Source organism: Acinetobacter sp. QJM3NY_42 (assembly GCF_056173745.1).
In genome coordinates, this window is record NZ_CM149689.1 from 2,669,241 (window position 1) to 2,689,954 (window position 20,714).

Sequence of the window (20,714 nt, forward strand, 5' to 3'; positions counted from 1 at the left end):
ATGTTAAGGAAATACAGAACACAGTTCTTTTAAACTTCGGACTGAAGATCTTTAGCCGGCTGGCTATAACGGTCTACCACTACACTAATCATCATATCACCCTGCACATTCACTACAGTACGCACTGTATCAAGTAAACGGTCAATCGGCAGTAAAATAGCAATTGCTTCGGCAGGCAACCCTACTGACTGTAATACCATAATCATGGTAACCATTCCTGCACTTGGAATTCCCGGGGCCCCTAATGAAGCAATCATGGCGGTCAGGCAGACAATCACCTGTTGTCCCAAGCTTAAGTCCAGCCCGATCAGATTCGCAATAAACAAAGCCGCCGCAGCTTCATAAAGAGCCGTCCCATCCATATTAAGCTGTGTGCCCAAAGGAATTACAAAACCGGCAATATGAGGTCGTACTCCCAGATTCTCCTGTGCAGCCTTCAGGCTCAAAGGCATGACTGCTGAACTCGAACTGGTTGCAAAAGCTGTTACCAAGGGAATACGTGCACCACGGAAAAAGCGTATCGGTGACATCCGGCCAAAAATCCAGAGCAGTAGCGGCAAGACTACCAGTCCATGAAAAATTGTTGTGCCGGTTACTACTGCAGCAAATTCAGCCAGTCGACTCAAAATAGAAATATCTTCAGTCGCGACCAGTTTTGCCAGGAGTGCCAAAATACCCAAGGGAGCCAGTTTCATGACCCAGCCGACCAACATCATCATCAGATCAAAAAACTGCTGACTCAGTCCGCGAATCGAATTAAACCTCTCCCCGCCTTTCACCAGTGCAACCCCAAGAAACAATGCAAACACTACTACAGCCAGCACATTACCATCGCTAAAAGCTTTAAACGGGTTAATAAGAGTATTTTGAATAAAATTGGTAAAAAAAGCAGACGGCGTCATTGTATCTGGGGTCTGATGTGACTGCATGGCTTCTTGGAATAAATTAATATTCATCCCTTTACCCACTTCAAACAGATGGGCACAACCAATACCTAAAATTAGTGCCAGGGTTGTAGTGGTCACACAGCAAATTAAAGTGGTTTTCCAGACCCGGCCCAATTGCCCACCAGACTGTAGGTTAGAAACACCAACCACAATCGAGCTGAAAATGAGTGGAATGAGCAACATCTTGAGCAAACCAATAAATATACTGCTGGCAATGCCGAGCAGATAAATACTGCTGTCAAAAAAACTGAGGTCAGGGTTATATTTTAAGAAAAAACCGAAAGCCAGCCCGATAATGGCAGCAAATAGAATCTGTGTATTTAGGCTCATTAGAGTAAGTAGTAGTCAAGTAGTCCCTTTCAGGCACTATGCCATGAGCTTCCACAAGAATCGAGGCTATTTATAGGGACTTTTATTAATATTTAAAAGCCACTCCCTGAGGAGGGCTTTTAGAATGTACATTTTAGCAGATATTACTGGGTTTCAATTTCACGTAAACGCATCAGGCCTTCTTGTACAGTACTGCACACTAGCTGGCCATTTTGCCACATGCGGCCAAAGTTTAAACCGCGTGAGCTGGCACTGACTGTTGCCTCCATGTCATATAACATCCATTCATCCGCGCGCAAAGGGCGATGGAAATAAATTGCATGATCCAGACTGGCACATTGCAGACTTGGTGAAAGATAGCTTAAGCCATGTGGACGTAGCGCTGTGGTCATCAAGGTGAAATCAGAATAGAACGCTACAATGGCCTGATGCAGGGAAATTTCATCGACTTCGGTTGCAATCTGGTCATGGGTCCGTAAATAGTGGGCATAATAAGGCGCTTCAGGTTGGGGCTGAAACGGGTTATCTATATTTACCGGACGGATTTCAATATGACGATTCCGCATAAAGCTGGCACGTACATTTTCAGGGATAAAGCTGATTAAACCTTCTTTTAACTCCTGCTCGGCTTTTAGTGTTTCAGGTGCAGGATAACTTGGTTCCTGATGCTGGTAGTTCAAACCTTCTTCCGGTTCTGCAAAAGACACCATCGCAGAAAAAATGGTACGTCCATGCTGAATGGCTCGCACCTGACGACTGATAAAGCTTTTTCCGTCACGCAGACGTTCAACCTCATAAATGATAGGCGCATTAACATCGCCACCAAACAGGAAATAAGCATGCATGGAGTGTGCGGGACGGTCCGCAGTATAAGATGCTGCACGTAAGGCCTGTCCGAGTACTTGGCCTCCAAACACCCGTTTACCGACCAGGTTGCGGCTTATTCCCCTATAGATATTATCTTCTAGCTTTTCCAGGGTTAAAAGCTCAACAAGTTCTTGAGTTAAAGTATTCATAAGATACCTTTAATGAATGGAAGACCGAAACAGCCCCATGAAATGATGAACGAAAACAAGACAGATAAACTATTTTGCCATATTTTCTGAGTAAAACGCTAAACTTTCCTGAGAGCTGCTGCCATATTTACTTTTGGGTTATAATCCCTAAAAATACGATTTTTAACGATAAAAGCTAGCAATTCTCTTCTGTTTTAGCAGAAAATGGCAGACCCGTTTTTCTGTTTGATTTAATACAAAATCAGTCGATGACCGGATACCGGTTTCAGTCGTCTAGCTAGGAGTTTTTATGTCCAAGAGTGGATTTGGTCAGTTGTATCGGCGGCTTTCAAGCAAGCTGCTTGACCTTGTCGTAACCCCCCATGTTATTGGCGAAGTTCCAGGCAAGTCACCGGCTGAAGAGCAGGAATTGGCTGAAGTTAATAAAAAAATTACCTGTTATGTCCTGCAAAACTATTCTCGCAGTAACGCCTTAATTGTAGATGCAGAAACCCGACGTTTACAGCTTGCTCCGGCATTGGACCCGCTGGTCATTGCCGAGCATAAAGAAAAAGCTTCGGTTCTTTTTCTGCAACATCATGATGAAAAAAATCTTTTAAATCCGCCAGCTCATAATTTTCCACCCCGTTTACTTCGTCTGATTGAGCTTCTCGACCAGTATCCACAGTACGATATTGAACTGGTGCCAGTTACTGTGCTTTGGGGCCGCTCGCCAGATAAAGAAGATTCCTGGTTTAAACTTTTATTTACAGATACCTGGGCGACGCCGGGTAAAGTCAAACAGCTGGTTAATATTGGTTTACATGGCCGTGAAACGTATCTGGAATTTCATGAAGGCCAGTCTTTACGTACACTGGTTGAATACGCCAAAGAAAATTATCCGAACCTCTCAGCAGCGACTTATATTATTAGTACCTTAAATGACTATCTGGATTGCCAGCGCGAAGTCGTACTCGGACCAGATTTATCTGACCGTCGCAATGTGATGCAGTCTTTGATCAAATCGCGTGATGTTCAAGAAGCCATTCGCCGTGAAAGCATTCGTGGCAAAATTAGCATGCTGGAAGCTGAACGCCGTGCAATTGGTTACTTGAATGAGATCGTATCAGATTATTCAGCTTCAGCAGTACGGTTTGCCGATATGGCTCTGACCCGCCTCTGGACACAGCTCTATGATGGTGTAGAAGTACATAACTTTAATACTGTTCGTGAACTGGCAAAAGACTATGAAATTATCTATACACCATGTCACCGTAGTCATATCGACTACCTGCTGCTTTCTTATGTGATCTATAAGCGTGGTTTGATGGTTCCGTATATTGCGGCAGGCGACAACCTGAATATGCCATTCGTGGGCCAGCTGTTACGTGGTGGGGGCGCATTTTTTATTCGCCGCTCTTTTCGTGGCAACGCACTGTATACTTCGGTATTTAAAGAATATCTATATAGCATTCTCTCACGTAATACACCGCTTGAGTACTTTATTGAAGGTGGCCGTTCACGTACCGGCCGTCTGCTGCCACCTAAAACCGGCATGCTGGCAATGACTGTGCATAGCCATCTACGTGGACGTGCTAAACCTATTGCTTTTGTACCCACCTACATTGGCTATGAACGTCTTATGGAAGGCGCAACGTATGTAGGTGAAATGCAGGGCAAACCAAAAGAAGCTGAGTCTATTTTTGGAATCTTGCAGACGCTGCGTAAAATCGAACGGATTTTTGGTAAGGTCCACGTAAATTTCGGTGAACCTGTGTTTCTAGATGACTTGCTGAAACAGCACGGCGCCGAAAATATAGTCATCGAGAAAAATGATGATCCGGTTCCTGCAGCAGTTTCAGAAGCAATTAATAGCTCGGCTGTTGCTATTTTAGAAAATATCAACCGTGCGGTGGTAATTAATCCAGTATCGTTATTATCACTCATCTTACTGGCCACTCCGAAACATACACTTGATGAAGAAGTATGTATTAAACAGCTTGATGCTTACCGACGTCTGGCCTCTGCACTGCCTTATGATGAACGTACTCAGGTTACGCCTTTATCTGGTAAAGAAATAATTGCCTATGGCTTGAAACTAAAACTGATCAAACGGGTTCAGCATGTACTGGGGGATATTATTGCAATTGAAGATAATCAGGCAGTCTTACTGACCTATTTCCGCAATAATATTTTGCATTCGTTTGTTTTGCCTTCTCTGGTTGCATCACTGGTTGAGCACAATGGTAAAATCAGCCGCGGCGATCTGATCAGTGTTATCCGTACTTTGTATCCATTCCTGAAGGCCGAGTTATTCCTGAAATGGAATACTGACGAATTAAAAGAGCAGATTTGCCAAAATGCAGATGCTCTGATTCAAGGTGGCCTGATGAGCCAGGATGAAGAAGGTAATCTGATCAGTTCTGCCCCAAATACTGAAGAACATAATCAGCTGGTTGTATTAGCCGCCCCCGTAAAGCAGAGCCTAGAGCGTTATTACATGACCTTGGCCCTAATTACGCAACGGGGTTCTGGCACTATTTCTGCAAAACAGGTTGAAGATTTAAGCCATCTGCTGGGTCAGCGCCTGTCTGTACTTTATGAATTTAACTCACCAGAATTCTTTGATAAGGCCCTGTTCCAGAGCTTTATTAAAGTCTTAACCCAACAAGAATATATCCGTACCAATGAGAATGGCTTAATTGAATTCGATGCCGGTTTTAGCAATATGGCCGAAGGCGCTAAACTGGTACTGGATGAAGTGACCTTGCAAATGTTGCATCACATTACTGACTTTAGTGATGAAGAACTGCAGGAAGCTTTAAATGCAGTGGCTGCACAACAAGCCAAACGCCGCTTGATGCGCAAGAGAAAGTAATTTAAAAAAAGCCGCTAACAGCGGCTTTTTTTAGACTGGTTAAGCTGACTGACTTAACAGGTCAGCATAGACCTGAAAACAGTCAGGATAATTAAGCTGGAAACCACTGTCCAGCATACGGCTGGCATATACCTGTTTACCACTGGCTTGCTGAGACTCAAGGGCCAGTATAGGTAATCCTAGCTGCTGCTGAAACCACTGAATAATACCAGGCAAAGGCAAAGGCCGGTTATCCGTTACGATATAACTCGGCTGCGGAGTTTCAATACAGATTAGAAGTGCCAAAAAACCTACCAGGTCATCAATATGAATGCGGTTGCTATAATGCAGGTCTGGATAAGTCTTTCGGCTCTGGGCCAACTTTTGCATTCGTGCAACCGATGTACCATAGATTCCGGTCGGCCTCACAACTACCACTTGTTCAGGGCAGGCTGCCTGCCATTTCAGCTCCATTAATTGTAATAGAAAGCCCTGTTCATCACATGGATAAACTGTAGTTTCATCATTAATTTCCTGTCCTGCCTGTTCACCATAGACCCGGGTAGATGACACTACTACAATACGTTTTACCGGATGGCCATTTAAAGCAGCTGCTAACGATTCAATTGGAGATACATAGGTCTGTTGATATGCCTCAGCTGTACTTTGGTCTGGACTTAGTAAAATATACACCCAATCAACAGGGGGAATCTGGCTGAAGTCAGCCTGCTGTACATCCTGAATCAGATGAGTGGCATAAGGATCAAATTTCGGACTTCGGCTGATTGTGGTAATTTGGTGGCCTTGCTCAAATAACTGTTTTGCAAGTCTTTGAGATGTTTTACCATAACCAATAAATAGAATATGCATGGTATGACCTAAGTTAGGGGGACATGGCTACAGTCCATCAATTACAGGGTGTCGGTACAGCGTCAGCTGCATTACTCGAGAAACTGAATATTTTTACTACTGATGATCTGCTATTTCATCTTCCGCGTGATTATGAAGATCGTAGCACTATTATTCCCATGAACCAACTTGTCGTGGGCCGTAGCTATTTGCTTGAAGGAACGGTAAGTTCTATCGATTTTCCGCCCGGCAAACGCAAATCTATGGCGGTATTGCTCGAAGATGATTTTGGTAAGGTTACATTGCGCTTTTATCATATCTACAAGGCCCTGACTGATAAAATGCGTAGTGGCAACCGGCTGCGAGTATTCGGTGAAGTTAGAGTAGGCGCACGCGGACTGGAACTTTACCATCCGGAAATTCAGCAAATCAGTGCACAAACTGCTCTGCCTAAAACCCGCTTAACTGCCATTTATCCTTCTACCGAGGGCCTAACTCAAGCCAAGCTACGTGAATACGTACGCCAAGCTCTCGAGCAGCACAGCGAAAATCTTCCTGAACTTTTACCAGAAAAATTCACCAACGGTTACGCCTTAAAAGAAGCGCTTGAATACATTCATGAGCCACCCATTGATGCCAATATGCAACAGTTAATGCAAGGTTCACATCCCGCACAGCAAAGACTTATTTTTGAAGAACTGGTCGCTCATCAGATCAGCCTGTTAACTCGGCGCGCTTATATCCGTGAAATTGAAGCACCCGCTTTTGAACCCAGCACAATACTGGCTAAAAAATTATTGGCTAATCTGCCTTTTAATATGACGGGCGCTCAAAGAAGAGTATCTAAAGAGATCATGATTGATCTCAAGCAGCATCAACCCATGTTACGGCTGGTCCAAGGTGATGTAGGTGCAGGTAAAACGCTAGTTGCAGCAGTGGCCGCCTGTCATGCCCTAGAAGCCGGCTGGCAGGTCGCACTCATGGCACCTACAGAAATTTTGGCTGAACAGCATTATTTAAATTTCAAACGCTGGTTCGAACCACTGGGCATTCAGGTGGCTTGGCTATCAGGCAAACAAAAAGGTAAAGCCCGGACACAGGCAGAAGCAATTATACGGGGTGGACTAGCTCAATTGGTTGTAGGCACTCATGCCCTGTTTCAGGAAAATGTCGAGTTTGCCCGTTTAGGTCTAGTTATTATCGATGAGCAACACCGCTTTGGTGTCGATCAGCGGTTGGCTTTACGTAACAAAGGGGCTGAACAGATGACTCCACACCAGCTGGTGATGACAGCTACACCAATTCCACGTACTCTAGCCATGAGTGCCTACGGTGACCTCGACACTTCGGTGATTGATGAGCTTCCTCCCGGACGTACACCGATTCAGACTGTGACTATACCACTTGACCGCCGTGAAGAAGTTTTGCAGCGAATTGCTACCAACTGTCAGGAGGGCAAACAGGCTTATTGGGTCTGCACCTTGGTAGAACAGTCCGAAACACTGGATGCCCAGGCTGCTGAAGCGACTTATGCAGAAATTAAGGAACGCTTTCCTAGCCTGAATATTGGACTGGTACACGGCAAAATGAAAGCTGATGAAAAGCAGTCAGTCATGCAAAAATTTAAAAACAATGAACTACAACTTCTGATTGCGACTACAGTAATTGAAGTCGGGGTCGATGTACCTAATGCCTCAATTATGGTGATAGAAAATGCCGAGCGCCTTGGGCTGTCACAACTGCATCAGTTACGAGGCCGAGTTGGGCGGGGAGCAAAAGCCAGCTTTTGTGCCCTACTTTATAAAACTCCTCTTTCACAAAATGGACAGGAGCGGCTTTCTATTTTAAGGGAAAGTAATGATGGCTTTGTGATTGCCGAAAAAGATCTAGAACTGCGGGGTCCGGGGGAACTACTTGGAACCAAGCAGACGGGCGATATGGGCTTTCGCGTGGCTAAACTGGAGCGGGACGATCATTTGCTGACTGAGGCACACTATGTAGCCGAACAAGTCCTCAAGGATTATCCTGTAAATGCAGAAGCTTTACTTAAGCGCTGGTTACCTGAGGCACCACGTTATGCCTATGTTTAACCCATCCTCTTTACTCAGACCTATCTCACGGCTGCTACCCTGCCCGCTTTGTAGCAGCAGTTTACAAATGCAGCATGGAGTTTGTCATGATTGCTGGGAACAGCTGCCTTGGTATCGGCAGACTGTAGAACGACAAGAATTAAACATTCATGTTGCCTGTGGCTATCAGTATCCAATAGATCGCATCATCCAGCAGTTTAAATATGAGCAGCAGTTAAACTATCAGCAGCTACTGACTGCATCGATACTAACCCTCAGGTTACCTAAAGTTCAGGCCATTGTGCCTATGCCCATATCAACCGAACGTTTAATTGAACGCGGCTATAATCAGTCACTGGTCATTGCAAAAATTCTAGCCCGTGAGCTGAATGTTCCGGTCTGGCAACCTGTAATTCGGCTGGCTCAGCATTCGCAAAAAGGCTTATCGCGACTCGAACGTCTGAACCAGATTGAAATGCAATTTCAGCCGATCCTCACCGAACGCCGGCGTTACCGCCGGGTATTAATGCTAGACGATGTAGTGACTACAGGCAGCTCACTTTCGGCCTTGGCTCAAGCCCTGACCCAGCTGGGCTGCCAGCATATTTTTGCTGCGTGTATTGCAGCCGCAGAAACAGCCTAGTTTTTTTCCAGCAATTGCTGCTCGCACCAAGGTATAACAATCTCACGAGTCAGCGGAGCAAGCAAAGTGGTCTGATCATCCAGTCTGACCCACTTCATTTCAGCAATTTCTGCGGCAATCCGGGGTGACTGGGCTATAGCAACCAGATATAGGTAACTGATCAGCTCATGGTCAGGCTCATTAGCTGCCTGTGTTTCAAAACGGCCAATAAACTGCTCTACTTGTGCCTCGCAACCAATTTCTTCCTGAATCTCGCGGATAATTGTCTGCTCTGGTGGCTCATCTATTTCCAGCTTGCCACCAACTTGCATAAAATATTGAGTATTTTGCTTACGTACTACCAGTAATTCATACTCTTTATTTAGAATTACGGCAGCTGCCACAGTAATTTTTTTCATCAATTTGCCTTATGGATTTACGCCAGAAGTTCCCCACTTCGGTGCAGGCGGCTGATACTGGTCAAACTGCTGCAAGATTTGTTCGATATTGTCCGAGGCAATTAATTTTTCAACAAACCGGCTATGGGTAAAACCTTTATCGACTGTAAACTGAATCATTTTAAGCAGATCATTATAAAAGCCATCCAAGTTTAAAAAAGCACAAGGCTTCTGGTGAATCCCTAACTGAGCCCATGTCCATTGTTCAAATATTTCTTCCAAGGTTCCAGCACCACCCGGCAGTGCAATAAAACCGTCTGAAAGTTCTGACATTTTAGTTTTTCGCTCATGCATATTCTGAACGACATGCAATTCAGTCAGGTCTGGATGTGCCAATTCACGGTCAACTAGAGCATGGGGAATCACGCCAATCACTGCTCCCCCTGCCTGTAGGGCGCTATCTGCAATAACACCCATTAAGCCGGAACGTCCTCCACCATAAACCAAAGTCTGCCCACGCTGGGCAATTGCCTGTCCGACTGCTTGGGCCGTTTCTAAAAAAACAGGCTCCGTTCCAATGGCAGAACCACAAAAAACACCAATAGCTTTCATAATATGTTGACCATGTTGTAAATTTTTCATATTTTTCAAGTAAGCTTAAAGCAGAATTGCAAAGGAGACTAAAAAAATCTCTGTTGGGGTGTGTTTTTCCGGCAATCCTTGTCTAAAATACTCACCCATCTTGAACGCCAATACTGCGCAAGGGAGCCAAAGATATGCTTGAAGCCTTTTACGCCACAGAGCGCGGTAGTTTGGAAGATGCCACTATTAATGGTGGCTTTGATTTACATCCAGAACTTGTATGGATTGACCTAATTGCGCCCTCACAGGAGGAACAGCAATGGGTCGTAGATGCCTATAACCAAAATTTACCGACTTTAAAGTCTCTAGAAGACATTTCTTCATCAGCACGATTCTACCGCGATGACGATGGAATTTTGCATATCAGTACCTACTTTTTAACGAAAAATAAAAATTACCAAGTCGATAATGAGACTGAAGATGGAATGAGCCGACTGGCTACCGTACAGACTGTGGCTTTTATTTTACATAAAAATCATCTATTCACATTACGTGGCGAAAAACTGGTGGCATTTCGGGCATTCCGGGCACGTGCGCGCCGTAATGACTATGAAATGGATTATAAAGATCCGACTTGGATTTTATTAGGGTTATTAGAAGCCAAACTGGATGAACTTGCGGATATATTAGAAGATATCCACAGGGATCTGGAAAAATACTCTACTGAGGTCTTAAATAATCATCATCGCGAGCAGATTCTGGATCTGGACGACATGATTACGCGGCTAGCCCAGCAAGAAGATACTCTGGGTAAAGCCCAGCTCTGCCTGATTGACCTGCGTCGAGTACTAACTTTTTTATCGCGTCCGCGTGCTCTGAGCAGTCATATTTATGATGCAGATATTCGTGAATTAAGTGAAGATGTACGTTCTTTGGTTGAACATGATGCCTTCCTCTTTCAAAAGGTTCGCTTCCTGCTGGATACAACTTCAGGATTTATTAATACTGAACAGAGCGATACGATCCGTCGCTTCTCGATTTTGCCTAGTATGCTGGCGCCACCGATGCTGATTGCCAGTGTTTATGGTATGAATACTGATGTGCTTCCATTTGCTAAAGGCACTACTAGTTTCATGGTAGTCATCAGTATATTGATTGCCTTTTTTGTAGGCCCCTTAATTTACTTCCGTTGGAAAAAATGGATATAAAAAAAGCACCTTATGGTGCTTTTCTAATTTCAGTTTAGCTGAGCAGTTGCAAGTCATTTTCCAGATGGCAAGCCTGAATGATTTTCATCATCTTGTCTGGCACACTCTTAAATTGCAAACCCTGAGCCTGTGGAGTTTGCCTTAACCAGCGGATCAGCACCGCTAAGGCCAGCGTACTCCCATGCTCTAGTCCAGCCAAGTTAACTATAAGTGGGTAATGCTGCTGAGACTGAATAAGCTTGAGGCCCTGCTGATAATATTGTTCCGCATTAGCGTAATCAATTTTCCCAGTAACCTTAAGCTCATGCCCAATTAATTCAACCACTCTGCACCTGCCCTAACTAAACCTTATTTTTTTGCCTGACTGACTGCAGCATCTGCATCCGGCTGGAAGTTTGCAATCGCTTTATCCAGATTACCACCATTACGTTTTACCGTAGCTGCAAACTGATTACGGAACTGCAAGCCCAAGTCGATACCAGAGACGTTAATATTACGGATTTTCCATTGCGTACCTTTATCTACCAACTGGAAAGAAACCGGAATTTTCTCGCCCTTATTGTTAAAGTCGACAGTAACTACAGGATTTTTGCTGTTAGTGGCTTTATAAGGACGAATGCTGTAAGACTGGTTACTATATTTTGCAAAAGCACTGCCATAATTTTCAATCAGAGTTTCACGGAAATTTTTCTCAAATTGAGCACGCTGGGCAGCTGAACTGTATTGATTGGTTGCGTAAGTACCCATCACAATACGTGTAAATGCCTGGGAATCAATGTAAGGGTCCAGATTTTCACGTACAATCGTTTTAACTGCAGCCGGATTAGTTTGCAGCTTGTTATGGTCAGCTTTTAAACGGCCAATCAACCCATCTGCTACACGTTTAATGAAAGCCGGAGGAGCTTCAGAAGGTGCAGCAAATGCTGTACCTGCCAATAAGCTGGTTAATACACTTGCTGTCAGGGTTTGTTTAAATAAAGTTTTCACTCAATCACTCCTCTACATTACTCGACAAATGAAGTCTGAGCATTATTTGCTTCAGCCGTTTCAGTTGTCGAACTTTCTGATGATTTACCCGCACCACCTGTAATAAATTTACTGATTAAATCTTCCAGATCCATAGTGCCCTGCGTATTGGCAATTGTTTCACCACGTTTGACATAGTTCAGTCCACCGCCTGGAACAACTTTCAGATATTTCTCGCCTAACAATCCATTGGTAGCCACCATAATATAAGCATCTTCATCAATACTGGTGATGGATTTCATGTTACTGATCAGTTGCTGTTCCATAGCTTTTTGTTGTGCCGGTGCTGAAGCAGCATATTCACTACTGTAGCGTAATTCCTCTATTGCATTTTGCTGTACAGTTTTTAACTGCTCAGGATTAAAACCTGTGAGTTTACCATCGAGCTCAAAATCCACCTTGGCCAGACGCGACACTGGATCTAGTGTAATATCGGTTACACGTCCAATTGTGACGCCACTCATGGTAACCTTAGCTCTGGGTTTCAGTCCGTTTACGTTGTCGAACTGAGCACTCATTTCATAGCTGTCACGCAAGTTGGTACCCGCCAGACCACTGACTTTCATGGCAAGAAAAAATAGAGCGATGCCGAAAAGAATAACGAAAATACCTACGGCCAGCTCACTAATACGTGATTTCATCAAACCCCTCCGAACATGACCGCAGTCAACACAAAATCAAAACCTAAAACACATAATGAAGAAAAAACTACTGTGCGGGTGGTTGAAGTAGCGATGCCTTCTGAAGTCGGTTCACAGGCATAGCCCTGATAAACTGCAATCCAAGTACAGATTAATGCAAATACAGTACTTTTGATGATGCCATTCACTACATCATGCCCGAACTGTACACTGCTTTGCATTCCACTCCAGAAAGAGCCTTCATCTACACCCAGGAAATCTACGCCGACCAGTTTGCCACCCAGTATGCCTACTGCACCAAAAATTACGGTAAGCATGGGAAGACTTACTATACCTGCCCATAAACGTGGTGAAACGATCCGTTTAAGCGGATCTACTCCAATCATTTCCATACTGGAAAGCTGTTCAGTGGCTTTCATGAGACCAATTTCTGCTGTCAGTGCAGAACCAGCCCGACCAGCGAATAGTAGCGCCGCCACCACTGGAGCCAGTTCGCGCAGTAAGGTTAAGGCAACCATGGTACCCAGCATGGCTTCACTACCCACATTTACCAGAATTGAATAGCCCTGCAGTCCTAATACCAGTCCAATAAAGAGTCCAGAGACCGTAATAATCAATAGCGACATCACCCCAACCCGGTACATCTGGTAAATAAATAGTTTTACCCCAAGCCAGGTCGGCAATGAAAATATAATCTGCAGCAACATCAAGGTTGCTACACCAATACCACGCACCCGTTCAATAACAAGTCGGCCCAACCAGGCAACGGCATTCATGAACCAACCTCATTTTTCAGATAAGCCTGATGGCTAAATTGGTAATCCACAGGCCCCTCCACAGCACCAGTTAAAAACTGGCGAACAAAGGGTGAAGCATCAGCCTGTAACTGTTCAGGTGTACCCTCACCCTGAACCTTGCCCTCTGCAATCACATAGATATAATCAGCAATTGAAAGAGTCTCAGCAACGTCATGTGAAACCACAATTGTCGTCAGATCTAGTGCTTCACGTAAAGAACGGATCAGCCGGGTAAGTACCCCCATGACAATCGGGTCCTGTCCTGCAAATGGCTCATCATACATAATCAGTTCAGGATCAAGAGCAATCGCACGCGCCAGTGCAACACGACGGTTCATGCCACCTGAGAGTTCAGAAGGCATCATTTGTTCGGCACCACGCAAACCGACTGACTCGAGTTTAAGTGCAACAAGTTCAGTAATCAGGTGCTCGGGCAACTGCGTGTGAGCACGCAATGGAAATGCGACATTTTCATATACAGTCATATCTGTAAACAATGCACCGCTTTGAAACAGCATCCCCATACGAGCACGGGCTGCAAACAGCTCTGAACGCGACATTTTGGCAATGTTATGGCCATCAAGCAATATCTCGCCCTGATCAGGTGTAAGTTGACCACCAATCAGGCGTAGTAAGGTAGTTTTACCTGTACCGGAAGGACCCATGATTGCAGTAATCTGGCCACGACGGATGCTTAAACTAACATTGTCATAAATGATACGTTCCCCACGTTTAAAACTCAGGTTCCTGATTTCAATCAGGGGCCGAGTATCAAGAGAACTTGGGTAATTCATAACTGAGAATTTCCTGCCTTTTTCAGCCCGCCTACTATAGCATCGAACCATTAAAACTTGGTTGTATTTTAACAATTTGTCTTATGAGAGTGCCAAAGGATTAAGAAAAAATGCCAAGATCATTCTATTTGATTCAAATAGCGAGATTTGAAAAGACTTTAAACTTGAAAGCTATAACTTGATATTCAAGAAGTTTAAAATGACATATACAAAATGAATCGTTTGATACCGCTTCTTTTTATTGGTTCATTATTTTATAAAAATAAGATGTTGGCCCATTAAACTTAATTAAATTAAAAGTATAAAAAAAGCCAGTTCAGGAACTGGCTTTTTTATTTTATTACAGCTTAGTCTTGAAATTTACGGCGACGCTCACCGCCAAAGTCTCGACGTGGACGATCTTCACCACCAAAGCTACGCTCGCCACGCGGTTTGTCATCAAAACTGCGGCGTGGACGGTCTCCACCAGCTGGACGCTCACTACGGTCGCCCGCAGCACGGAATCCACCATTACGTGGTTTATAATCTACGCGGTTTCCACGGTTGTCATCATTTGAGTCAAAGCGTGGTTTGTCATTAAAACCGCCTTCACGACGTGGACGATCGCCACCAAAATTACGCTCGCCACGTGGCTTGTCATCAAAGCTACGACGTGGACGGTCTTCACCACCAAAACTGCGTGATTGCGGACGATCACCAAAGCTACGTTGTGGACGGTCTGAATTAAATTCACGACGTGGGCGTTCAGCACCACCAAAGCTACGCTCACCACGTGGCTTATCATCAAAGCTGCGTTGTGGACGGTCACCAAAATCACGGCGGGCTGGACGGTCACCAAAATCACGTTTAGGACGGTCATCACCAAATGGACGTTCGCCACGCGGTCTATCATCAAAACTGCGACGTGGACGATCATCACGACCGCCTTCACGACGTTTGAAGTTTGATTCACCTTCAAAGCGGCGACCACCACCAAAACCACCACGGCCGCCCGGGCGTTTACCGCCACCACCTTCACGACGCGGACGAGCCGGCGGTGGAGATGGCTCTAGGCCTTCAATTTCTGAAACATTCAGACGAGTTTCCAGGTAATCTTCCAGAGCACGGATCTTGCCACGTTCACGGTAAGTTGCCAGTGTAATGGCTTTACCGGTACGGCCAGCACGACCAGTACGACCAATACGGTGTACATAATCTTCATGCTTCATCGGTAAACCGAAATTGATTACGTGTGAAATGGTTGGTACATCCAGACCACGTGCAGCTACATCAGTTGCCACTAGAATTTTAGCTCGGCCTTCACGAATACTGCGCAGACGACGGTTACGCACGGTTTGTGGCATCGCACCATGTAATGCAACAACAGAGTGACCCGCTTCAGCCAGTTCTTCAGCCAGCATGTCGGTATCTTCTTGAGTGCTTGCAAATACAACAGCCTGATCCAGAGTTTCGTCTTCTAACCAGTGAGTCAGCAGTTTTTTCTTGTGCTCAAAACCATCAGTCCAGTGTAATGTCTGGGTGATGTCAGTATTGGTTGAATGACCTGTTTCAATAGCAATACGCATTGGATCTTTCATCATGCATTCAGCAAGACGAATAATACGATCAGCAAAAGTTGCAGAGAACATTAAAGTCTGCTTGCGGTTTAGAGCAAGTTCGCTGATCGCTTCCAGGTCTTCAGAGAAGCCCAAGTCAAGCATACGGTCAGCTTCATCTACAATTAACGCATCAACTTTATCCAGTTTAATCTGGCGACGGTTTACCAAGTCAAGCAGACGGCCTGGAGTGGCCACTACAACCTGCGCACCTTTTAACTGCTGGATTTGTTTACCAAAAGGCATACCGCCCATGATCGCAGCAATACGTACACCTTTCATGTGACGTACCAGCGCGATTGCATCTTGACAAACCTGCTGGGCTAATTCACGAGTAGGCGAAATCACCAGAATATTTGGTTGAGTCACTGCACGCATACGTTCTTTAAACGGCAGGAAAGTATCTTGATCAGCAAGAGCATTTAATGTTGGCAGTAAGAATGCCGCAGTTTTACCAGAGCCAGTTTGGCTTGAAACAAGAAGGTCTTTACCTTCTAAGGCAGCAGGAATCGCCTGTTCTTGTACAGCAGTTGGCGCTGTAAAGCCCAAGTCTGTCAGTGCTTGGGTAAGAGATTCATGTAAAGAAAATTCAGCAAAAGTTTTGCTCATAGAGAGTGTTCACCCTATTTTGGGTGCTCCATTTAATAAATACAAATATGGACATCGGCACAAAGCGGCACAGCGACTAGAAGCTGAAAAAATATAGAATTCAGCAGCGATCCGAATAACGACGATGTGGATTAAACGCACGCATGATTACGGCCGCAACCTGAAAGAATCGCTTAAGCGATTGGGGCGCGAGGAATAGTCCTCTCTATGGACAGTACGCGCATACACAATGATTAGAAGAGAATGTTCAGGCAATGAACGGAAATTTAAGTGCGTGACAGCATGATACCAGAAACATTTTAAAAAGTAATCATTTTTTTCGATTAAATCTAAAATAAAGAGCGGTTTTAGCAGTAATTGACTCATTTTTAACTTAATTTTGATTAATTTTTATACAATTAATTTTTAAAAAACCTTAATTCAGCATTTGTGGAAACTTGTATAGAGAAACAAACCTTAATATATACATCGTACCAGTAAGTAAAAAGCCCTCAATTGAGGACTTTTTAAACGTTATTGCAGAGTTTATTTAGCTGCATCGCCCCAAGCAGGAACTACAGTTTGCATCAACGGTTTTAACATTTTCATTGAAGATGCCAAGACCTGTCCATTTGACATGGATTCAGAACCACCACGCGCATCCACTACAGTACCACCCGCCTCTTTAACCAAGAGCTCACCTGCTGCAATGTCCCACGGCTTCAGACCAACTTCAAAAAAGCCATCAAAGCGGCCAGCAGCCACATAAGCCAAGTCCAGTGCAGCAGAACCGCCACGGCGAATTTGTGCACCAGCTTTAGTCACAGCCAGCAAAGAAGCAAAATGCTGCTCGGCATAAGATACTACTTCACCAGCACGCTGAGTACGGTAAGGATGACCTACTGCCAGGAAGGTATTGTCCAGGCTGTCCTTAACATTTACACGAATGCGGCGCTGGTTCATCATTGCTCCGCGGCCACGGCTGGCAGAGAATAACTCATCTTTTACCGGATCGTAGATTACGCCATGCTGGGTAATCCCTTTATGCTGAACAGCAAGAGAAATACAGAAATGCGGAAAACCATGAATAAAGTTTAAAGTTCCATCCAGCGGATCAATCACCCAGCACCAGTCGGCATCGTGACCTTTTCCTTCCTGAAGACCAAACTCTTCACCCAAGAAACTATGATTTTTGTAGCTTTTACGAAGTGTATCGATAGTTAACTGTTCCAGATAACGGTCTACACGCGTTACTGGACCATCAATTCCTTTTTCTTCCACTTGTAGATCGAGCTTATGACGATTTTGATGCGCTTTTAAAAGCTCTTGACCAACTGTTTGAGCCGCACGCGCAGCCATCACCACCATAGGTTCCATTGAACACCCACTACAGAATAGAAAAATTTTGACAAAGAATAGTGCATAAAAGCGTATTCATTTTATCAAATGAATGCGCTTTTAGGGAGAAAATGTTGTTAAATTTTAGAGCCTGTTTTACGGATGTAAAGTCAGCTTGGCCCAGCACTGCGCAATCGAGCGCTGAATACCGAGTGCATCGAGGCCGCTTTCCTCTAACATTTGCGCATGAGAAGCCTGTGGCATAAAGCTGTCTGCCAGCCCCAGATTTAACACTGGCTTCACAAGAAGGGCCTTGGCCAGGAACTCATTAACAGCACTACCTGCGCCGCCCATCACTGCATGTTCTTCTACAGTTACAAATAATGTGGTCTGTCCGGCCAGCTGTTGAATAATTTCTTCATCTAGCGGTTTGACGAAACGCATATTGACTACACGAACACCAAGTTTGTGCGCAGCGGCCAGTTCCTGTCCTGCTTCGAGTGCAGCCTGTACCCGGCTTCCAAACGCCAGAATACTGATCTGCTGCTCATGATGCGGATTAAACTCAGCCAGTAATTCAGCACGGCCAAGCTCCAGCAAGCTCATTTCCTGCTGAACATCTACCCCTAAGCCTGAACCCCGTGGATAACGTACCGCAGCAGGTCCTGGATAGACATAGGCTGTATGTAGCATCTGACGGCATTCATTCTCGTCTTTAGGTGCCATAATGATCATGTTTGGAATAGTCCGCATATAAGCATAGTCATAAGCCCCTGCATGGGTTGGACCATCTTCACCTACCAGACCGGCCCGGTCAATTCCAAAAGTAACATCCAGATTCTGTAATGCGACATCGTGAATCAGCTGATCATAACCGCGTTGCAGAAAAGTAGAATAAATGGCCACGACAGGCTTGAGGCCTTCACAAGCCATACCGGCAGCCAGCGTAACGGCATGCTGCTCTGCAATTGCCACATCAAAGAAGCGTTCTGGATAGTCCCGAGCAAAATCAACCATACCCGAACCTTCACACATGGCAGGCGTGATTGCCATGAGACGCTTATCTTGCGCTGCCTGATCGTATAACCACTGCCCAAAAATCTCTGAATATTTAGGTGGGGCCTTTTTAGTCGCCAAGGTTGGCTGGGCAGGCAACTTGCTAATAGCATGATAAGTAATCGGATCAGCTTCGGCAGGTATAAACCCTTTTCCTTTCTTGGTATATATGTGAACCAGACGTGGACCTTTGCGTTTTTTCAGGGCATTAAACACCTGAACCAGCTGGTCGATATTATGACCATCAAAAGGACCAAAATAGTCGAATCCGATAGCTTTGAACAGGTTATCAGCTGCACTGGTCGCTGATTGATGCAGACGTGAATTATAAATCCACTGTGGGTGCGGCTGTACATAAGCCTCACCATTTTCATCAACATTGACAAATTGTCCTTTTTCCCAGATTGCAGCTAGATGTTTGGCAAAACCGCCGGTACTTTGCGAGATTGACATGTCATTGTCATTGAGCACTACGATCAGATCAGCATCATGAGCCACTGCGTCATTCATGGCTTCAAAAGCCATGCCCGCAGTCATGGCACCGTCGCCCACCACACATACCACTTCACACGGATTGTTTTGATAACGACGTGCAAGTGCCATACCCAGGCCGGCAGAAATTGCTGTGGATGAATGTCCCACACCAAAAGTATCGAATTCAGATTCATCTCGTGCAGGAAAGGCTGCCAGACCATCTTTGGCACGAATTGTAGTAATTTGTTCGCGCCGGCCAGTCAGTACTTTATGCGGATAGGCCTGATGACCTACATCCCAGATCAAGCGGTCATCTGGTGTATTAAAGCAGTAATGCAGGGCGACGGTCAGTTCAATTACACCTAGGTTTGCACCAAAGTGCCCGCCACTTTGTCCGGCCGCATATAAAATATATTGACGCAACTCATCTACAACCTGAGCCAGTTGTTCTTGGCGAAGCTCACGTAATTGTTGTGGATGATCAATACCCTCTAACAAGGAGATTACGGGGCGTTGAGTGGGAATTTCGGTATACAGCATATGTGGCAAAGCCTTCTAAAGCCGGGCAAATCTAAGCTAGGTAAACGGGTTAAATCGATAAATTATCGAAAGAAATCACCTTCCATCAGCCACATTTCTAGCGACGTAATTTCGAGCATTATCTCATAGGGCGTTGTTTAGTGCACAGGATTATCCTGAATAATCTTACTATTTATCAACTATTATTGTGTGCTTTCTACAAAAAAGAAAATCTTATCAATAATTTCAGTATCGCAATTCTACCAATAGCCGAGCATTAGGCTATACTTTAGCGATTTTCTATGACAAAGACGAGCTGAGCTGTGCCGATTGAATTTGTTGCCACATCCAAATTACCCACCAAGTTTGGTGAGTTCAAGATCAGTGTATTTCAGGATCCGGAGACCGGTGAGGAACATGTGGCACTTTCCAAAGGGCTGGAAACTCCGCCAGATGGCCCGGTGCTGGTCCGTATTCACTCTGAATGTCTTACTGGAGATGCCTTTGCATCACTTAAATGCGATTGCGGTCCACAATTACAGGCGACCCAGCAGTTAATCAATGAAGCAGGTCAAGGTGTGATCTTGTATTTGCGTCAGGAAGGACGCGGGATTGGCCTGACTAACAAGATCCGTGCCTATGCCCTGCAGGATCAGGGTCATGATACTGTCGATGCCAATTTAATGCTAAATCTTCCCGCAGATGCGCGTCATTATGATATGTGTCCAATTATGCTTAATCATCTTGGAGTTAAACAGGTACGTCTGATCACCAATAATCCATTAAAGATTAAATCGCTGCAGGATCAGGGTATAAACGTGGTAGACCGTATTCCATTAACTGTGGGCTTAAATCCATTTAATGAAGAATATTTAAAAACTAAACATAAGCGCATGTCACATCTTTATAAAAAAGATGACTTCTGATTCACTTTCTTTAAACCAGATAAAATAAAAACTTAAGGGATTTTTTCAATATTATTAGAAAAAATCCCTTACTTTTTCTATGTCTTTATGCTTTGATGTGATT

At 44.7% G+C, this 20,714-nt stretch carries 18 protein-coding genes; 5 read left to right on the forward strand and 13 right to left on the reverse strand.

Features of this window, described 5'->3' with window-relative positions; all coding sequences use genetic code 11:
• Window positions 1–29: 29 nt before the first annotated feature.
• Entirely contained in the window at window positions 30–1,277 is a 1,248-nt protein-coding gene (locus AC0VYT_RS12745; RefSeq protein WP_005018321.1) for a dicarboxylate/amino acid:cation symporter, read from the reverse strand.
• A 143-nt stretch (window positions 1,278–1,420) separates the two neighbouring features.
• Window positions 1,421–2,293 carry an acyl-CoA thioesterase gene (locus tag AC0VYT_RS12750; protein WP_005018314.1) on the reverse strand — a complete coding sequence of 291 codons (873 nt, stop codon included), beginning with the start codon at window positions 2,291–2,293 and terminating at the stop codon, window positions 1,421–1,423.
• A gap of 289 nt (window positions 2,294–2,582) precedes the next feature.
• On the opposite strand from AC0VYT_RS12750, the gene plsB reads away from it, so the two are divergent.
• Window positions 2,583–5,150: a glycerol-3-phosphate 1-O-acyltransferase PlsB gene (gene plsB, locus AC0VYT_RS12755; RefSeq protein ID WP_005018312.1), complete on the forward strand. Its 2,568-nt coding sequence runs from the start codon at window positions 2,583–2,585 to the stop codon at window positions 5,148–5,150.
• Window positions 5,151–5,189: 39 nt separating this feature from the next.
• On the opposite strand, the gene AC0VYT_RS12760 is transcribed toward plsB, so the two are convergent.
• Window positions 5,190–5,999 (reverse strand): NAD-dependent epimerase/dehydratase family protein, encoded by an 810-nt coding sequence (locus AC0VYT_RS12760; protein ID WP_005018311.1) that lies wholly within the window; start codon window positions 5,997–5,999, stop codon window positions 5,190–5,192.
• 23 nt (window positions 6,000–6,022) lie between these two features.
• On the opposite strand from AC0VYT_RS12760, the gene recG reads away from it, so the two are divergent.
• Both recG and AC0VYT_RS12770 read left to right on the forward strand, forming a co-directional pair.
• Entirely contained in the window at window positions 6,023–8,068 is a 2,046-nt protein-coding gene (recG, locus tag AC0VYT_RS12765) for an ATP-dependent DNA helicase RecG (RefSeq protein ID WP_005018310.1), read from the forward strand.
• Window positions 8,055–8,690, forward strand: a complete 636-nt coding sequence (locus AC0VYT_RS12770; protein ID WP_005018309.1) for a ComF family protein — start codon at window positions 8,055–8,057, stop codon at window positions 8,688–8,690. Before recG ends, AC0VYT_RS12770 begins: the two co-directional genes overlap by 14 nt.
• On the opposite strand, the gene AC0VYT_RS12775 is transcribed toward AC0VYT_RS12770, so the two are convergent.
• Both AC0VYT_RS12775 and AC0VYT_RS12780 read right to left on the reverse strand, forming a co-directional pair.
• Window positions 8,687–9,088, reverse strand: coding sequence for an NUDIX hydrolase (locus tag AC0VYT_RS12775; protein WP_005018308.1), 402 nt, complete (start codon window positions 9,086–9,088; stop codon window positions 8,687–8,689). The two genes, AC0VYT_RS12770 and AC0VYT_RS12775, sit on opposite strands and share 4 nt — an antisense overlap.
• Before the next feature lie 9 nt (window positions 9,089–9,097).
• Entirely contained in the window at window positions 9,098–9,679 is a 582-nt protein-coding gene (locus AC0VYT_RS12780; protein WP_005404596.1) for an LOG family protein, read from the reverse strand.
• 164 nt (window positions 9,680–9,843) lie between these two features.
• Between AC0VYT_RS12780 and AC0VYT_RS12785 the strand changes: the two genes are divergently transcribed.
• Window positions 9,844–10,857 carry a magnesium and cobalt transport protein CorA gene (locus tag AC0VYT_RS12785; protein WP_005018301.1) on the forward strand — a complete coding sequence of 338 codons (1,014 nt, stop codon included), beginning with the start codon at window positions 9,844–9,846 and terminating at the stop codon, window positions 10,855–10,857.
• Between the two features lie 34 nt (window positions 10,858–10,891).
• Here AC0VYT_RS12785 and AC0VYT_RS12790 read toward each other — a convergent pair whose 3' ends face one another.
• From AC0VYT_RS12790 to dxs, 8 genes are all read right to left on the reverse strand, one after another.
• On the reverse strand, window positions 10,892–11,182 hold the full coding sequence (locus AC0VYT_RS12790; RefSeq protein WP_005018299.1) for an STAS domain-containing protein: 291 nt from the start codon (window positions 11,180–11,182) through the stop codon (window positions 10,892–10,894).
• A 23-nt stretch (window positions 11,183–11,205) separates the two neighbouring features.
• Entirely contained in the window at window positions 11,206–11,844 is a 639-nt protein-coding gene (locus tag AC0VYT_RS12795; protein ID WP_005018297.1) for an MlaC/ttg2D family ABC transporter substrate-binding protein, read from the reverse strand.
• A 17-nt stretch (window positions 11,845–11,861) separates the two neighbouring features.
• Window positions 11,862–12,524: an outer membrane lipid asymmetry maintenance protein MlaD gene (gene mlaD / locus AC0VYT_RS12800; protein WP_005018295.1), complete on the reverse strand. Its 663-nt coding sequence runs from the start codon at window positions 12,522–12,524 to the stop codon at window positions 11,862–11,864.
• Window positions 12,524–13,300 (reverse strand): lipid asymmetry maintenance ABC transporter permease subunit MlaE, encoded by a 777-nt coding sequence (mlaE, locus tag AC0VYT_RS12805; RefSeq protein ID WP_005018292.1) that lies wholly within the window; start codon window positions 13,298–13,300, stop codon window positions 12,524–12,526. Before mlaE ends, mlaD begins: the two co-directional genes overlap by 1 nt.
• On the reverse strand, window positions 13,297–14,115 hold the full coding sequence (locus tag AC0VYT_RS12810) for an ABC transporter ATP-binding protein (RefSeq protein WP_005018284.1): 819 nt from the start codon (window positions 14,113–14,115) through the stop codon (window positions 13,297–13,299). The genes mlaE and AC0VYT_RS12810 overlap by 4 nt, the downstream gene beginning before the upstream one ends.
• A 347-nt stretch (window positions 14,116–14,462) precedes the next feature.
• On the reverse strand, window positions 14,463–16,319 hold the full coding sequence (locus AC0VYT_RS12815; RefSeq protein WP_005018282.1) for a DEAD/DEAH box helicase: 1,857 nt from the start codon (window positions 16,317–16,319) through the stop codon (window positions 14,463–14,465).
• Window positions 16,320–16,844: 525 nt separating this feature from the next.
• Window positions 16,845–17,675: an inositol monophosphatase family protein gene (locus AC0VYT_RS12820; protein ID WP_005024392.1), complete on the reverse strand. Its 831-nt coding sequence runs from the start codon at window positions 17,673–17,675 to the stop codon at window positions 16,845–16,847.
• Between the two features lie 117 nt (window positions 17,676–17,792).
• The gene (gene dxs / locus AC0VYT_RS12825) at window positions 17,793–19,706 is read right to left on the reverse strand and encodes a 1-deoxy-D-xylulose-5-phosphate synthase (RefSeq protein WP_005018270.1); all 1,914 of its coding nucleotides are present in this window, start codon (window positions 19,704–19,706) and stop codon (window positions 17,793–17,795) included.
• A 302-nt stretch (window positions 19,707–20,008) separates the two neighbouring features.
• Between dxs and ribA the strand changes: the two genes are divergently transcribed.
• The gene (gene ribA, locus AC0VYT_RS12830; RefSeq protein ID WP_005018269.1) at window positions 20,009–20,611 is read left to right on the forward strand and encodes a GTP cyclohydrolase II; all 603 of its coding nucleotides are present in this window, start codon (window positions 20,009–20,011) and stop codon (window positions 20,609–20,611) included.
• Window positions 20,612–20,714: the final 103 nt, after the last annotated feature.

Coding starts and splice junctions, on each gene's coding strand:
- dxs (WP_005018270.1), bottom strand. CDS start 19,706: ATGCTGTATACCGAAATTCCCACTCAACGCCCCGTAATCTCCTTGTTA.
- AC0VYT_RS12780 (WP_005404596.1), bottom strand. CDS start 9,679: ATGAAAGCTATTGGTGTTTTTTGTGGTTCTGCCATTGGAACGGAGCCT.
- mlaD (WP_005018295.1), bottom strand. CDS start 12,524: ATGAAATCACGTATTAGTGAGCTGGCCGTAGGTATTTTCGTTATTCTT.
- plsB (WP_005018312.1), top strand. CDS start 2,583: ATGTCCAAGAGTGGATTTGGTCAGTTGTATCGGCGGCTTTCAAGCAAG.
- AC0VYT_RS12770 (WP_005018309.1), top strand. CDS start 8,055: ATGCCTATGTTTAACCCATCCTCTTTACTCAGACCTATCTCACGGCTG.
- AC0VYT_RS12785 (WP_005018301.1), top strand. CDS start 9,844: ATGCTTGAAGCCTTTTACGCCACAGAGCGCGGTAGTTTGGAAGATGCC.
- recG (WP_005018310.1), top strand. CDS start 6,023: ATGGCTACAGTCCATCAATTACAGGGTGTCGGTACAGCGTCAGCTGCA.
- AC0VYT_RS12775 (WP_005018308.1), bottom strand. CDS start 9,088: ATGAAAAAAATTACTGTGGCAGCTGCCGTAATTCTAAATAAAGAGTAT.
- mlaE (WP_005018292.1), bottom strand. CDS start 13,300: ATGAATGCCGTTGCCTGGTTGGGCCGACTTGTTATTGAACGGGTGCGT.
- AC0VYT_RS12745 (WP_005018321.1), bottom strand. CDS start 1,277: ATGAGCCTAAATACACAGATTCTATTTGCTGCCATTATCGGGCTGGCT.
- AC0VYT_RS12750 (WP_005018314.1), bottom strand. CDS start 2,293: ATGAATACTTTAACTCAAGAACTTGTTGAGCTTTTAACCCTGGAAAAG.
- AC0VYT_RS12820 (WP_005024392.1), bottom strand. CDS start 17,675: ATGGAACCTATGGTGGTGATGGCTGCGCGTGCGGCTCAAACAGTTGGT.
- AC0VYT_RS12810 (WP_005018284.1), bottom strand. CDS start 14,115: ATGAATTACCCAAGTTCTCTTGATACTCGGCCCCTGATTGAAATCAGG.
- AC0VYT_RS12815 (WP_005018282.1), bottom strand. CDS start 16,319: ATGAGCAAAACTTTTGCTGAATTTTCTTTACATGAATCTCTTACCCAA.
- AC0VYT_RS12760 (WP_005018311.1), bottom strand. CDS start 5,999: ATGCATATTCTATTTATTGGTTATGGTAAAACATCTCAAAGACTTGCA.